16 protein-coding genes are annotated in these 13755 nt (G+C 44.0%); 13 read left to right on the top strand and 3 right to left on the bottom strand.

Features of this window, described 5'->3' with window-relative positions; translation table 11 throughout:
- Complete coding sequence (cas6f, locus tag OCU50_RS09520; RefSeq protein WP_060468121.1) at window positions 1-618, top strand: type I-F CRISPR-associated endoribonuclease Cas6/Csy4; 618 nt, start codon at window positions 1-3, stop codon at window positions 616-618.
- 234 nt (window positions 619-852) lie between these two features.
- Here the strand turns inward: cas6f and OCU50_RS09515 are convergent, their stop codons facing one another.
- Both OCU50_RS09515 and OCU50_RS09510 read right to left on the bottom strand, forming a co-directional pair.
- Complete coding sequence (locus OCU50_RS09515) at window positions 853-1485, bottom strand: hypothetical protein (RefSeq protein WP_060468120.1); 633 nt, start codon at window positions 1483-1485, stop codon at window positions 853-855.
- A 29-nt stretch (window positions 1486-1514) separates the two neighbouring features.
- Window positions 1515-1958: a hypothetical protein gene (locus tag OCU50_RS09510; RefSeq protein ID WP_060468119.1), complete on the bottom strand. Its 444-nt coding sequence runs from the start codon at window positions 1956-1958 to the stop codon at window positions 1515-1517.
- A gap of 330 nt (window positions 1959-2288) precedes the next feature.
- Between OCU50_RS09510 and OCU50_RS09505 the strand changes: the two genes are divergently transcribed.
- Window positions 2289-2681 carry a hypothetical protein gene (locus OCU50_RS09505; RefSeq protein WP_060468118.1) on the top strand — a complete coding sequence of 131 codons (393 nt, stop codon included), beginning with the start codon at window positions 2289-2291 and terminating at the stop codon, window positions 2679-2681.
- 182 nt (window positions 2682-2863) lie between these two features.
- On the top strand, window positions 2864-3070 hold the full coding sequence (locus tag OCU50_RS09500) for an antitoxin Xre/MbcA/ParS toxin-binding domain-containing protein (protein WP_060468117.1): 207 nt from the start codon (window positions 2864-2866) through the stop codon (window positions 3068-3070).
- 598 nt (window positions 3071-3668) lie between these two features.
- Here the strand turns inward: OCU50_RS09500 and OCU50_RS09495 are convergent.
- The gene (locus OCU50_RS09495; RefSeq protein ID WP_060468116.1) at window positions 3669-4676 is read right to left on the bottom strand and encodes a zinc ABC transporter substrate-binding protein; all 1008 of its coding nucleotides are present in this window, start codon (window positions 4674-4676) and stop codon (window positions 3669-3671) included.
- 151 nt (window positions 4677-4827) lie between these two features.
- On the opposite strand from OCU50_RS09495, the gene OCU50_RS09490 reads away from it, so the two are divergent.
- From OCU50_RS09490 to OCU50_RS09445, 10 genes are all read left to right on the top strand, one after another.
- Window positions 4828-5559, top strand: a complete 732-nt coding sequence (locus tag OCU50_RS09490; RefSeq protein ID WP_060468115.1) for an ATP-binding cassette domain-containing protein — start codon at window positions 4828-4830, stop codon at window positions 5557-5559.
- Window positions 5549-6373 carry a metal ABC transporter permease gene (locus tag OCU50_RS09485; protein ID WP_060468114.1) on the top strand — a complete coding sequence of 275 codons (825 nt, stop codon included), beginning with the start codon at window positions 5549-5551 and terminating at the stop codon, window positions 6371-6373. Before OCU50_RS09490 ends, OCU50_RS09485 begins: the two co-directional genes overlap by 11 nt.
- A gap of 30 nt (window positions 6374-6403) precedes the next feature.
- Window positions 6404-7609 (top strand): zinc metallochaperone GTPase ZigA, encoded by a 1206-nt coding sequence (gene zigA, locus OCU50_RS09480; RefSeq protein WP_060468113.1) that lies wholly within the window; start codon window positions 6404-6406, stop codon window positions 7607-7609.
- Window positions 7606-8274, top strand: a complete 669-nt coding sequence (locus OCU50_RS09475; protein ID WP_060468112.1) for a DUF1826 domain-containing protein — start codon at window positions 7606-7608, stop codon at window positions 8272-8274. The genes zigA and OCU50_RS09475 overlap by 4 nt, the downstream gene beginning before the upstream one ends.
- Window positions 8275-8278: 4 nt before the next feature.
- Window positions 8279-8749, top strand: coding sequence for a Fur family transcriptional regulator (locus OCU50_RS09470; RefSeq protein WP_060468111.1), 471 nt, complete (start codon window positions 8279-8281; stop codon window positions 8747-8749).
- An 81-nt stretch (window positions 8750-8830) separates the two neighbouring features.
- Window positions 8831-10165 carry a dihydroorotase gene (locus OCU50_RS09465; protein WP_060468110.1) on the top strand — a complete coding sequence of 445 codons (1335 nt, stop codon included), beginning with the start codon at window positions 8831-8833 and terminating at the stop codon, window positions 10163-10165.
- A 49-nt stretch (window positions 10166-10214) separates the two neighbouring features.
- Window positions 10215-10775 carry an LbetaH domain-containing protein gene (locus OCU50_RS09460; protein ID WP_060468109.1) on the top strand — a complete coding sequence of 187 codons (561 nt, stop codon included), beginning with the start codon at window positions 10215-10217 and terminating at the stop codon, window positions 10773-10775.
- The gene (locus tag OCU50_RS09455; RefSeq protein WP_060468108.1) at window positions 10765-11778 is read left to right on the top strand and encodes a CobW family GTP-binding protein; all 1014 of its coding nucleotides are present in this window, start codon (window positions 10765-10767) and stop codon (window positions 11776-11778) included. Before OCU50_RS09460 ends, OCU50_RS09455 begins: the two co-directional genes overlap by 11 nt.
- A gap of 169 nt (window positions 11779-11947) precedes the next feature.
- The gene (locus OCU50_RS09450) at window positions 11948-12502 is read left to right on the top strand and encodes a DUF1007 family protein (protein ID WP_060468107.1); all 555 of its coding nucleotides are present in this window, start codon (window positions 11948-11950) and stop codon (window positions 12500-12502) included.
- A 29-nt stretch (window positions 12503-12531) separates the two neighbouring features.
- Entirely contained in the window at window positions 12532-13623 is a 1092-nt protein-coding gene (locus OCU50_RS09445; RefSeq protein ID WP_370736480.1) for a nickel/cobalt transporter, read from the top strand.
- Window positions 13624-13755 lie beyond the last annotated feature (132 nt).

Here is a 13755-nt window from a genome sequence, read left to right as displayed (position 1 = left end):
ATGACTAAGCGTTACTACTTCTTAATACGTTACACGCCTGCACAAGCTGACTATGAGCTATTGGCAGGTCGGTGTATATCCCAAATGCACTTGTTTATGGTGAATAACCGACAAGCCATGAATAAAATAGGTGTGAGCTTTCCCGACTGGAGTGATGTTACGGTTGGTCAAACCATAGCTTTTGTTGCCGAAGATAAAGGGATGATGGTTGGACTCTCTTTTCAGCCCTATTTCTCTGTGATGGTAAATGAAGGTTTGTTTGAGATCTCCAGTGTCTGTGAGGTACCAGACACTGCGGCTGAAGTGAGGTTTACCCGTAACCAAACGATTGGGAAAAGCTTTTTAGGTTCCAAGAAACGCAGAATCAAACGTAGCATGGCGAGAGCCGAACTATCTGGTGTTGAACCATCGTTACCAGCCACTAATGAAGAGCGTGTCATAGATAATTTTCATCGAATACCAGTTTCTAGCGGCTCATCAGGGGAATGTTATATGTTGTTTGTACAAAAGGAGTTTGTCGGTGAGCGCGGTGCAGCAAATTTTAATAGCTATGGTTTAGCCACCAATCAAGAAAGAAAAGGTACGGTACCTGAGTTACGTTTTCAACCATTTTTCTAAAGCTCTTTTTAGACTTTTAAAAACAGGGACTTACAGAAGTAAGAAGAAAAAGGGTATTTTGGGATTTTGTGATGTAAAATCAGTGGCATTAACGGTTTAGTGACTATAGTTAACAGTGTCCTGCCGCATAGGCAGCTAAGAATAGGCCAGGAAGAAAGCAACCTTCCTGCTGAACAAGCAGTTAGCAATCAAAACCACCAAGTTTAGACTTGGTGGTTTTTTTGTCTTGTGGGGTTAGTTTGGCACAAGGCTGTGAATGAATGCTGCGTATTCCTGAGGGTGGGAGCCGTGGTGATTGTCATAAGAAGGCTTTGTTAGAACCCCTTTGCCTTCAGGAATATAGCTGCGTATTACTTTGCGTGGTTCGGATTCGCGCCAGGTGATATTGAATGCGGCAAAAGTAGGAAAAAAACAGATGTCAGAGTAATCAGGAATATTGTCATGAATCCACCACGCCAGTGCTTGCCAGTGGCCTGTTTCGTCATAATAAGGAATAAAAGAATTCACTACGATACAAGCTGTAGCCCCTAATAGGCCATCTTTATCCTTGTAATCCCAAATATGACCACCATAGTTTTTATCATTTGATGCGCAATTATACTTCTTTTCATTTCCTATGTTATTAACTAGTGGTGAACGATAGCCAGATCGAATACTGATCCTGCCAAATTTATTACTTATTGGTTCTAGTATCTTCTGGCAAAGGTTTCTACCCGATTCTATAGCTATGTCAGGGTAATCCGGAACATTGGTTAGCTGCTCAATTTGTGCTATTTCAGAGTGAAGAAAGTCCCTCATAAAAAAGGAAGGAGATAGGCGCACGCGCCCGAGTTTTTCTAGGTTGGCTACCGTAGTCGGAGTTTTCATACTTGAACCTTTTTAACCTGTCCTGTTTTCTAGTGAAAGATCTTGTTTTCATACTCTCGTACATGAACTTCAACAACACTCCAAATGCGCACAATTTCACCCCTAACATCAAATACTTTCGCATGATTGTGTGGGGCGATACTTTTCATTTGATTGAAGTTGGGTAGGAAAGTTTTCATGTCTAGAAGTTGGTTCTGAAGCATCGTGATAGTTATAGGAGAGTAGCCTTTACGCTCTAGGGTTAAATAAGCATTAAGGATACGACTATTGATTTGGTCTTGATGCAAAGCCCAGCGTTCCAGTCGGTGTCTCACTTTATCTTTTTCATCGAGATATTCTTCGGACAATGTTTTAGGTGCCTGAGCATGCAGGGTTTCAATATTAGTTTTGATTGGCTGTATCGCAGGCTCTTTTGGATGGGGAGTAGCTTTTGTAATCCACTTCCTAATCCAAGTAATGAGTGTTTTTAACATGGTTGGAATCCCAACTTTCTGACTGTTATAAAGATAGTTGGGATCTTTTAATTTGTCTGTCTAATGACGCTTTTTCACCAGCATTAGAATTGACGAAATTCTGAACTTTGTTTATCTTTATATGAACACGACTGATTCACTCACGATACGTGAACGCTAGTATTAATAGTCAAGGTAACCAAACGGTAGAAGACTAGGGGCAGCTCCCATTGCTAGTTGATGAGACCTCAATAGAGCCATCGTGAATCCTAATTGAAGCTCTCCCCAAAGGGAGGCTTCGCTGGCTGTCTTGTGCTAAAAAGACACTCAGCATGTAATTAGGATATTACTATGCCTGTAAAAACACTCCATACTTCCTCTGAAGCAAAGAAACACTACAAAAGTATCTCCTACGAAACATTATTGGCTAGTTGGCTATTACAAGACGGTTGGGAAGTCTTTATGCCGATGATCGATCATGGAATGAAGACTGATGTACTGGTTTCTGATGGGAATAAGTTCTATCGAATTCAAGTGAAATCGGTAGAGTGCTTTGATGAAAACACCGTTGTTACTGACCAATGGCAGAATACACAGATTGATTATGTAATATATTTCTCAAGATGTTCAAATTGGGGATATATTGCGCCGCCTTTTAAGGGAAAGAGAAAGGTTAATCACCCCGAGCATATAAGATTTCACCAACACTCCAAGAACTTCTTAAAAGCTTTCGGGCGAGCTTAGTAAACTCTATTCAGGGTGAAAACCGTGAAGAGCTTTGTTGGCACTATTGTGCTGACTCGTCTCTGCCCCATTTTTGTTGAGCTAATTACTATCTATAAGTTAGCTAATCATTATTTGACCAACTTTTCCTAATTTAGGTATGGTGTATAAGACTTATCACATAAATTTAGGTGGAGTTTAAGGTGAATAAAGAAGCCAAAAAGAATTTTGATAAAGTATTTCAGGCTACGTTAGCACTGTTTGGGAGTGACGCAGCTGCTAATCACTGGCTTAAGCACCCAGCTCGAGGGCTTGGCAACAAACGACCAATTGATATGCTTTCGACAGCCGAAGACACCAAGGCTGTACTCAATTTGATCGGCCGTTTAGAGCATGGAGTGTTTTCGTGACCTTTATTACTACAAGCTTTTGCCCCATTTCGTGCTGGCTACTAGGAAGAAATCCTTCTCAGTTGCTTTCCAACTCATAAGAACTCCTCGCAGTTGAATTGTTGTCAAATTTGCAATATTTGACTGAGCGATGAAAAAGTTCAGTTGTTGCTGATTCTGCAAAAGCTCCCACCTGCTCCAATTGTGCAACAGCTTGTTGCACAATTATCCCAAAACACTTCTGCCCCAAGACGTGTTTAGAACGCATGAAACCATCATGAGATTTATTTGTGAAACAGGCTGTTTCCCAATTTGTGCAACAGGCTGCTGCACAAATTATTCTGAATCAAAAATGCCCCTTTATGCGTTAGAGCTTTTACTCATTTATATTTTGTTAATCAGAGTTTACCCTACTCATATTTATCCAATTGAAGTGCCCAGCCCTGCTGGTGCAGCTCACTGCCCCCGAGTACACTGATAAAGTAAACAGTTTCTGTGCTCAACAAATAGCTCTCGTAAGGGGGGTAAACCACCTTCTCCTGAAGGTGGTAATTGTTTCGAGTAGAAGATATTGATATCGTTGAAAATAATGCGGTATCAAAGAATTCCGAATGCTCTATCAATGATGACATTGCTTAAGGCTACTTATCATCGCCACCAGCAAAGAGTAGTATTGCTCTTTACCTGGAGCGATGTTTGCACCAATAGGATCCATTTTACCTATCGTGTTCACAGTTGAATTTTCAAATACCGCGTTGACCAGCTCAGGGTTGTATTGTGGTTCGGTAAACACACATGTTACTCCTAAATCTTTCACTGTTTGGCGAATCTCTGAAACGCGTGCCGGACTTGGTTTAGATGCATCAGAAATAGAGATGGCTCCAGTGGCTAACAATTGGAATCGCTGCTCAAAATATTGGTATGCATCATGAAATACAATGAACTTAATACCGTTGATTGATTGAGCTTGTTGTCTGATATCTTCGCTTAGAGAACGTAGGCGAGAGATAGCCACTTTTGCATTCTCCGTGTAAATAGGCGCATTTTCAGCATCAGCGTTTGACAGTGCACCAGCTATGGCTTCTACCCAAACTTCAGCATTTTTCGGATCTAGCCAAGCGTGCGGGTCATATTTACCGTGATGGTGGTCATGATGTGCGTCATGGTCATGTTCTTCATGTTGATGATGAACTTCACTTTCTTCACGTTCCTTGTGTTCATGCTTGTGATGTTCTTCGTGTCCCTCTTCGCTATGTGAATGTGCTTCAAATGTTGCACCTTCTCGGAAGCCATACAGTGTGGTTCCTTCGACTTCCATCATTTCAACCTTCGTCGCTGAACTTGCTAGGCTTGAAAGTGGTTTTTCTAACCAAGGTGTTAGCCCTTCTCCAACCCAAAACACGACGTCTGCCTGTGAAAGGGCTTTGGCTTCTGATGGACGTAGATGATAGTCATGAGGTGATGCTTCTGGACGAATAAGCAAGTCGGGTTCACCCACACCATCCATTACTTGTGTCACTAGAGAATGTAACGGTGCGATGTCTACGGCCACTTTCGGGACTTGAGCATAAGTCTGAGAGGCAGCTGCTAAAGCGATGCCAATGCCAGATAAGGCTTGTTTGAGCATGATGTTCTCCTGATTACTTTTAATCAAACATGGTACATATTGAAAAATTCAAATGTTATGTTATAACATATCTATTAATTTAAAAATCTTTACTTTGCTGTTTAAGAATTTATCGCGCAGCTAGTAGTAACCCCCAAATGAGAGAAAGTAGATGTTGATTTCTTCACAAGCGTTGTCTGTCAGGTTTGGGCAACACCTGATTTTAGATCGGGTCAACATGTCGGTTAATCAGGGCGAAATCGTAACGATTGTAGGGCCCAATGGTTCTGGGAAATCAACGTTATTAAAAACCTTAATTGGGTCGGTGCTTCCAACGAGTGGTCACGTGATGCGTGCTGATAACTTGAAGATAGGCTACGTACCACAAAGACTTCACATTGATGAAACTTTGCCGATGACGGTGAATCGATTTTTAACACTACCATTGCGTCATTCAAAACTGGCTATTCAGGAAGCGTTAAGGCGGGCAGGTGTTGAAAGGTTGGAGAAACAGCAACTGATGTCCTTATCCGGCGGACAATTGCAACGAGTTTTACTAGCTCGTGCATTGCTAGAAGAACCATCACTATTGCTGCTTGATGAAGCGACTCAAGGGCTCGACCAACGAGGAACTGTGGGATTTTATCAACAAATCGATGCAATTCGTCAGGAGAGCGGCTGTGCTGTAATTATGGTCAGCCATGATCTGCATGTGGTGATGAAACGAACCGACCGAGTTATCTGTTTAAACGGTCGAGTATGTTGTGAAGGCATTCCGGAAACGGTTAGCCAATCTCCAGAATACAAAGCACTTTTTGGCCTAGACGATGATGATGTCCTTGGTGTTTATCGACATCAGAACGTCGCACACAATTCTCGCAGAGGTTCATCACATGTTGGATGATTTTCTTTGGCGCGCAGGTTTAGCTGGTGTTGGTGTAACGTTGGCAGCGGCGCCTTTAGGATGCTTTATTGTTTGGCGCCGCATGGCTTACTTCGGTGATGCAACAGCTCATGCTTCCATGCTAGGCGTCGCATTGTCGCTCTCTTTTTCACTTCCGATATTCCCAGGCGTATTGTTTATTGCGTTACTCATGGCTATCACGGTTACTTCGTTCACTGGTCGAGGGTTCGCGATGGATACGCTGTTAGGGGTAATGGCGCATTCGGCACTAGCGTTTGGCCTGGTGGCTGTTTCTTTTCTCTCCGGCATTCGAATGGATTTGATGGCCTACTTGTTTGGCGACATTCTGGCCGTAAGCAAAGCGGATTTACTGATTATCTGGACAGGCACGGTATTAGTGATTGGCTTGATTCGATTGCGTTGGTCTGGGTTTCTTCTATCGACGCTAAATAAAGATCTTGCATTGGCGAGTGGTTTTTCACCAAAACGAGAGCAACTGATTCTGACTATCGCGCTTGCCGTAGTGGTCGCCGTGGCCATTAAAGTGGTGGGCGTATTGCTGATTGTCGCCATGCTTATCATTCCAGCAGCAACGGCTCGGCCATTTAGTCAAACGCCTGAAATGATGGTGATACTTGCTGCGCTGATTGGCAGTAGTGCCAGTGTGATTGGTCTACGCGCCTCTTATCTTCTAGATACCCCGACAGGGCCAACAATGGTTTGTATCGCAACTGGGTTATTTATTTTATCGAGCACTATTTGGAGCGTCCGACATAAGTTGCGAGCAAGCAAAGAACGTCGACAAGAAACATAAAATAATAATATCAACTTTGGAGTGAGCAAAATGAGTCAGAAAAAAATAACTGTGACTGTACTTTCCGGCTTTCTTGGGGCAGGAAAAACGACCGTGCTGAGTCATATTCTGAATAATCGCGAAGGCAAGCGAGTCGCGGTGATTGTCAACGATATGAGTGAAATCAATATTGATTCCGCGACGGTGAAAAACGAAGTATCGCTCAATCACAAAGAAGAAAAATTGGTGGAAATGAGTAATGGCTGTATTTGCTGCACGCTGCGAGAAGATTTGTTGATAGAAGTGACCAAACTGGCCCAAGAAGGCCGCTTCGATAATCTCGTGATCGAATCTACAGGTATTTCTGAGCCACTCCCCGTGGCAGAAACCTTTACTTTTGCTGACGAAAATGGCGTATCACTGTCTGATGTCGCCACATTAGATACCATGGTGACAGTTGTAGACTCAGTGAACTTTTTGCGTGACTACGAAGCCGCGCAATCTCTTCAAGAGACTGGCGAGCATTTAGGTGAAGAAGACCATCGCAGTGTTTCTGACTTATTGATAGACCAAGTTGAGTTTGCGGATGTCATTGTGATCAGTAAAACCGATCTCGCTCAAACGGAAGAGGTCGAGCGTTTGAAAGCTATTTTGAGAACGCTGAATACACATGCTCGAATTATTGCAATACAAAATGGGCAGGTGGATATCTCTGATGTATTGGATACGGGCTTATTTAATTTCGAACGCGCACAACAAGCCCCAGGTTGGCTAAAAGAACTGCGAGGTGAACACGTTCCGGAGACCGAAGAGTATGGCATCAGCAGTTTTAGCTATCAGGCACGACGTCCATTTCACCCTGAAAAATTTTATCAGTTTCTACACAGCACGACTCAATTTGGAAAACTGATCCGCTCAAAAGGATATTTCTGGTTGGCTTCTCGCCCTGAGTTTGCCGGGCAGTTGAATCAAGCGGGCGGTATTGCTCATTACGGTTTTGCCGGAATGTTTTGGAAAGCGATCCCGAAAGAACAATGGCCGACTGACCCTGAATACCTCAAAGCCATAGAAGATAATTGGGTCGAACCATTTGGTGATATGCGACAAGAACTTGTATTTATTGGTCAAGGCCTAGACAAAGCAGCCATGATTGAAGCACTTGATCAATGTCAGCTGACAGAGGAAGAACTGCTTGCAGGTAAAATATTGTGGCAAACCTTACCGGATCCTTTTAGTGCTTGGGAGGAAGAGGTATGAGCATTGAGATCGTAGAGGACCCGGCCACTGTCCAAAGAGCATCATCGATAGCGATATCAACATCAGCGCACATACTTAGCGACATCTACAGACCAGAACACAATATTGCCATATGGCAGCGAACGCTCTCGAAAGAGCTGACGAAGGACATTGATCTGATGCTGTCTCAGGAGCCTCGTTTGGCACTGGTACAAAGTGTCACGCCAGATGATGCTGCACAATGGGTACGATGCAAGTTAGAGGGCTATGCGTGTGCTGATGCGCTGAGTGAAGATGTTGCTTTAATCGTCGATATGTTCTGCTGTTTGTTTGATGTTAAAGAAGCAGGTTTGAGGCTAACTCGCCTAGACAGCCCGATGTGCCCGAAATTTCACTTTGATCGCGTGCCTTGCAGACTGGTCACCACTTATACCGGCCGAGCGACGGAGTGGCTGACTAACGACGTGATTGATCGTACCAAGCTGGGCTCAGGTAGCCTTGGGCAGCCCGATCACCTGTCGGGGTTATACAGCTCGGAAAAGTTTATACAACGAGTGCAATCAGGCGACGTGGCCTTACTCAAAGGCAGTGGTTGGGAAGGCAATGAAGCCACTGGGCTTGTGCATCGCTCTCCATCTGTTGGTGAGCATAAACGTCGCTTACTACTCACATTGGACTTCATCTAAAGATATGAGAAAGCAAACAACAGTAGCTAGCATTATGGCTCAGGCAGAAAAAATCTGCCTAACTCGAGGCAAACAGCTCACTACAAAACGTAAATTGATACTTACTGCGCTGCTAGACGCGAAGAAGCCGCTTTCTGCCTACGAACTGGTTGATTACTGTAATGATAACTTTGCCCAAAACATCCAAGCAATGTCGGTTTATAGAATATTGGACTTTTTAGAAGCAGAGCACTTTGTCCATAAGCTCAATACATCTAGTAAATACGTCGTTTGTTCTCAAATCGAGTGCGACTATGATCATGGAGTTCCTCAGTTTTTGATTTGCTCTCAGTGTGGAAAGGTCAGTGAAATAGCGGTTGAAGCAAATGTTGTGTCCAGCGTGTGTGCGAACGCAAGGCAAGAAGGCTTCACCGTTCTAAGCCCACAATTTGAGATTTCCTGTGTTTGTGACGACTGCGCAAAGTCCCTCCCATGAGACGGGCACACAATCTCTATTTATTACGTCACAAGCTCACCGAGTCTTGGTCAACTTTTCAAACTATTTAAAGAATGAATTATGTCAGCAACATTGATTAAAAACGCTCGATTGGTTAACGAAGGTGCTATTACTGAGACAGACCTACGCATTGTCGGCCAAACAATTGACAAAATCGCTCCTGGAATCTGTAAACAACACGGAGATATTGTAATTGATGCGAAAGGGGCTTATTTACTGCCAGGCATGATTGACGATCAAGTGCATTTCCGAGAGCCTGGGCTGACACATAAAGGCACAATTGCAAGCGAATCTCGCGCAGCGTTAGCAGGTGGTATCACAAGCTATATGGAAATGCCCAATGTTAGTCCTGCCACCACGACTATTGAAGCGTTAGAACGCAAGTTTGCTCTCGCTAAAGACAGCTCGTTTGCGAATTATTCTTTCTACCTTGGTGCGACCGAAGACAATCTAGAACAAATTAAACAACTTAACCCTGAACAGCATTGTGGTGTGAAAGTGTTTATGGGGGCATCGACGGGAAATTTGCTGGTCGAAGACCCGCAAGCGTTAGAGTCCATTTTTCGTGACTCTCCAGTACTCATTGTGACTCACTGCGAAAGTGGGGCTGTTATTAAACAAAATCATCAAAAGCAACGACTTAATAAGTCAGAGTTCACCATCGAAGAGCATCCCATTTTGCGTGACGAAGAGGCGTGTTACGCCTCATCTTCTTATGCGGTAGAACTTGCCAAAAAATACCACAATCAACTGCATGTGCTGCACATCACAACGGCGAAGGAGCTGGCGCTGTTTGACGCGGGTGATATTCGAGACAAATCAATCACCGCGGAGGCTTGTGTCCATCATCTCTGGTTCAGTAGCAATGATTATGCGCAGCTCGGTAACCTGATCAAATGCAATCCCTCAATCAAATCCCCTAATGACCGTGACGCGCTATTGGCAGCATTAAATACAGGTCAAATAGATATCATTGCAACAGATCACGCGCCTCATACTTGGCAAGAAAAACAAGTGCCTTACGAGCAGGCGCCAGCGGGGTTGCCGTTAGTTCAGCATGCGTTACTTACACTCTTCGATCATGTCCGTTTGGGCCATATGAGTTTGACTCAAGTAGTCGAAAAAACAGCGCACAATCCAGCCATTCGCTATGGCATTCAAGGCAGAGGCTTTATTCGCGAAGGTTACTACGCTGATTTGGTGTTAGTTGATGCTCATACCCCAACACTAGTTAGCCACGAAAACAGTTTATATCACTGTGGCTGGTCGCCTTTTTCTGGACATGAATTTTCAGCTCAAATTCAAAAGACTTGGGTCAATGGCGCGCTAGTTTATGCCAATAACAAAGTCATCGATAAACCAGCCGCAGCGATGCGTTTATCCTTCAGTCGTTAAGTTAAGTGGCTTACCACAAAGAAAGAACAATGAACAAACTGGAAGTATTATGTTAAGAAGAAACCCAACAGGCCATATGCCGCAGGTGTCCTCAACAGCCTTTATTGATCCAACCGCTATTATCTGTGGCAAAGTCATTATTGAGGATAACGTTTTTATTGGGCCGTATGCAGTTATCCGAGCTGACGAAGTTAATAACCATGGAGACATGGAAGCTATCGTGATCAAATGTGATACCAATATCCAAGATGGTGTCGTGATTCATTCTAAGGCAGGGGCTGCGGTGACAATTGGTGAGCGCTCATCCATCGCTCATCGTTCGATTATTCATGGTCCTTGCCAGGTTTGTGATGATGTTTTCATTGGCTTCAACTCCGTTGTGTTCAATAGCGTCATCGGTGAGAGGTGCGTTATTCGTCATAACTGTGTCGTTGATGGCCTCGATTTACCCGCTTGTTTCCATGTGCCGCCGATGACCAACATTGGTGTCGGTTTTGATTTAGATAGTATCTCTAAAGTGCCACCAGAATATTCAGCTTTTTCCGAATCCGTCGTTTCTGCCAACCATGAACTAGTCCAAGGCTATCGGAGAATTGCCAATGAACTTTAATAAGCCTCTGATTTCGCGAGTGCCTACTAACATCATCACTGGCTTTCTCGGGGTGGGGAAAACATCGGCAATAATGCACTTATTGGCCCATAAACCAAGTCATGAACGTTGGGCTGTATTGGTCAATGAATTTGGCGAAGTTGGTATTGATGGCAGCTTGTTACAAGGCCAAAAAAAAAAACAAGACCAAGTGTTTATCCGAGAGGTCCCCGGAGGGTGTATGTGCTGTGCAGCAGGTCTTCCGATGCAAATCGTCTTAAATCAATTATTGTCTGAAGCAAGGCCAGATCGATTGTTGATTGAGCCTACAGGCCTTGGGCATCCTAAAGAAGTCCTGCAAGTGCTATCGACCGAGTACTATCGTCAAATTCTCGCTTTGCAAAAAAACATTACTTTAGTCGATGCACGTAAACTATCGGATCCTAAGTACACTGAGCATGAAACGTTTAACCAGCAAATCGCTATCGCAGATACAGTGGTAGGAAATAAGCGCGATCTCTATCAAGATGGAGATGAGCTAAAGCTGACGACTTATATAGCTAAGCTCGGTCCGCGGGAAACAAAAGTGATTTTTGCTGAACATGGCGCTATCCCTTTTCATGAATTTGAGGGAGCGACTTATATTGACGTGCAAAAAAAGCCCTCTGTTCTTTATCGTGAACGAGAGAAAAAGTCACTTGTTCCTGAGTTGCCTATGCCCGATAGCGGTATTCTAAAAGCAACCAATGAGGGGGAAGGTTTCTACAGTATTGGTTGGCGTATCTCCGCTGAGAAAGTGTTCGATCATCAAAAGCTGAGACTGTTGCTGCTCGACCTCAAGGTCGAACGAATGAAAGCGGTTTTTATCACGGGAAGCGGTATTTTTGGTTACAACCTAACATCAGATGGACTCACAGAGTTTGAGTTAGACGAGTGTTCAGAAAGCCGCCTTGAACTGATCTCTTCCGGTCTAGATGATCAATTTGAAGATAGATTATTTCGATGTTTGGAGAAGGCATCATGATCGAGAAGAAAAAACAATCTTGCTACCCACCATGCCTAACCATCTAAATACGTTAATGGGGTTTCTTTTAGAGTTGCGCTTACGGTACTTATGTCACCGTATCGGGCTAGGATTAGTCACCGCATTTTTTGCCTGTACAGTTCTGGCTCATCCTCACTCATGGGTTGAGATGAAAACATACATCCAAGGCCGCGATGGGATGATTACGGGTTTTAAGATGGAGTGGACTTTTGACCCGATGACATCCGCCTACATGCTTGATGGTGAAGGTATGTCGCCTAATTATGCGCAGAAGACACTGCGCAAGTTAGCCGCCTCGGTACTGGATAATATGTTGTATGAGCATTACTTCACTTATTTTTATGATGGGGATACACCTGTCAAATATAGTGTCGCGCACAGCGAAAAGCTGACGCGTAATCGAGCAAAGTTAATGCTGAGCTTTGAGTTACCACTTTCCAAGCCTCAACCCGTTACAAGCGATTCATTACGCTTACTAATTTTTGACCGGAGTTACTACGTTGATATGGCTTGGACATCTGTCAGCGATATTCAATTGTCTGACGAGCTTTCGCGGCAATGCCGATTGAGTCTGGCACAGCCCAATCCAACGCCAGAGCAAGTGAGCTACGCGATGTCTCTCCCAGCAGATGCAGATCCTGATTATGCGTTGGGTCAACTCTTTACTCAAACAGTGAACCTCCACTGCACAAGTGCCCCCTAAATAAATTATCAGAGGTAGGAATGAAACTGATGAATTCACATTCACAGCGTAATGAAATGAACCGTTTAACGCGGAACCGACGCCGCTATCTTTTTTCTTTTTTGGCTTGTGCCTTGGTGTTGAGCGGTGTGTATCAATTCTGGCTAGCGTGGCCTTCGCTGATAATAGCGAGTTTACAGTGGCAACGGGAAGTGAATAGCGAACTTGCAGCTTTATTATACGAGGCACAAACTCAACCGTGGCTGGCCGGAGGTTATTTGGTTGGTGTGAGTTTTCTGTATGGATTGCTTCATTCGTTAGGCCCCGGGCATGGTAAAGTGATTGTCACGACTTACTTAGCGACCCATCCCACAAAAGTCAAAACCAGCTTGGTCTTAACCATCCTCTCTGCATTTTGTCAGGCACTAGTGGCGATTGTGCTGGTGAGTATTCTGTTATGGGGCTTCAATGCCTCAATGCGAGTCGTTAATCAACAAACAAATTTTTTTGTTTCATTGAGTTTTGCATTAGTGGTAATGCTTGGATGTTCAATCTGTTGGAAAGCCGCCAAGCAGCTTTACCGTACGATGAGACCTGCGAAAATTAAGTTCGTCCGTATGACGCCACTCACGATGAGAGCTTCTTCAAAACAATTGCATCTCGACAAAAAATCCGTTGTTTATTCTTCGACTCTGCGAACGCCGATTGCATTGACCAATCCACATAGAGCTACTCTGGAAAGTTGTGGATGCGGACATCAGCATGTAGCAAGTGCACAAGCGATCAACAATGCTGCAACCTGGCGAGAGTATGTAGGCATTGTTGCAAGTATTGGGGTTCGTCCTTGTACAGGCGCCATTATGGTGTTGCTATTTGCCAATATGGTTGGGTTGTACTGGATGGGTGTTGCTAGCGCGATAGTCATGGCGATAGGTACCGCATTTACAACATCCATCATTGCGGTAATGACCTTAACCAGTAAGCAATGGGTCAAGCGTTATTTGACCCCATCGAAAGGGAATAACAAAGCAAATTGGGCTAATGCAGGCTATTTTCTACAATTCATCAGTGGTGTATTGCTGATGATACTAGGGTTCACACTTATTGGTGGGCAATATTACGGCATTTCTCCAATATTGTAATTTGACTATGTAGGCAAGAACGTTTAAAACAGTATTGCTTACATGGCCTTACTTATCTTACATATTTGTGGTGTTGCTCAATAACCGTCCCAATAGACTCAATTTGTTGGCGCTACCTACAGTCAAGAACAG

The organism is Vibrio toranzoniae, from assembly GCF_024347655.1.
GTDB classification, from domain to species: domain Bacteria; phylum Pseudomonadota; class Gammaproteobacteria; order Enterobacterales; family Vibrionaceae; genus Vibrio; species Vibrio toranzoniae.
Note: the sequence above shows the minus strand (reverse complement) of the source record. Positions and strands in the feature narration are given on the sequence as shown.

What these genes read in the sequence shown, in the direction of transcription:
- OCU50_RS09445 (WP_370736480.1), top strand. Translation starts at nt 12,532, where the DNA reads ATGAATTCACATTCACAGCGTAATGAAATGAACCGTTTAACGCGGAAC.
- OCU50_RS09470 (WP_060468111.1), top strand. Translation starts at nt 8,279, where the DNA reads ATGAGAAAGCAAACAACAGTAGCTAGCATTATGGCTCAGGCAGAAAAA.
- zigA (WP_060468113.1), top strand. Translation starts at nt 6,404, where the DNA reads ATGAGTCAGAAAAAAATAACTGTGACTGTACTTTCCGGCTTTCTTGGG.
- cas6f (WP_060468121.1), top strand. Translation starts at nt 1, where the DNA reads ATGACTAAGCGTTACTACTTCTTAATACGTTACACGCCTGCACAAGCT.
- OCU50_RS09460 (WP_060468109.1), top strand. Translation starts at nt 10,215, where the DNA reads ATGTTAAGAAGAAACCCAACAGGCCATATGCCGCAGGTGTCCTCAACA.
- OCU50_RS09495 (WP_060468116.1), bottom strand. Translation starts at nt 4,676, where the DNA reads ATGCTCAAACAAGCCTTATCTGGCATTGGCATCGCTTTAGCAGCTGCC.
- OCU50_RS09490 (WP_060468115.1), top strand. Translation starts at nt 4,828, where the DNA reads ATGTTGATTTCTTCACAAGCGTTGTCTGTCAGGTTTGGGCAACACCTG.
- OCU50_RS09510 (WP_060468119.1), bottom strand. Translation starts at nt 1,958, where the DNA reads ATGTTAAAAACACTCATTACTTGGATTAGGAAGTGGATTACAAAAGCT.
- OCU50_RS09485 (WP_060468114.1), top strand. Translation starts at nt 5,549, where the DNA reads ATGTTGGATGATTTTCTTTGGCGCGCAGGTTTAGCTGGTGTTGGTGTA.
- OCU50_RS09450 (WP_060468107.1), top strand. Translation starts at nt 11,948, where the DNA reads ATGAAAACATACATCCAAGGCCGCGATGGGATGATTACGGGTTTTAAG.
- OCU50_RS09475 (WP_060468112.1), top strand. Translation starts at nt 7,606, where the DNA reads ATGAGCATTGAGATCGTAGAGGACCCGGCCACTGTCCAAAGAGCATCA.
- OCU50_RS09515 (WP_060468120.1), bottom strand. Translation starts at nt 1,485, where the DNA reads ATGAAAACTCCGACTACGGTAGCCAACCTAGAAAAACTCGGGCGCGTG.
- OCU50_RS09505 (WP_060468118.1), top strand. Translation starts at nt 2,289, where the DNA reads ATGCCTGTAAAAACACTCCATACTTCCTCTGAAGCAAAGAAACACTAC.
- OCU50_RS09455 (WP_060468108.1), top strand. Translation starts at nt 10,765, where the DNA reads ATGAACTTTAATAAGCCTCTGATTTCGCGAGTGCCTACTAACATCATC.
- OCU50_RS09465 (WP_060468110.1), top strand. Translation starts at nt 8,831, where the DNA reads ATGTCAGCAACATTGATTAAAAACGCTCGATTGGTTAACGAAGGTGCT.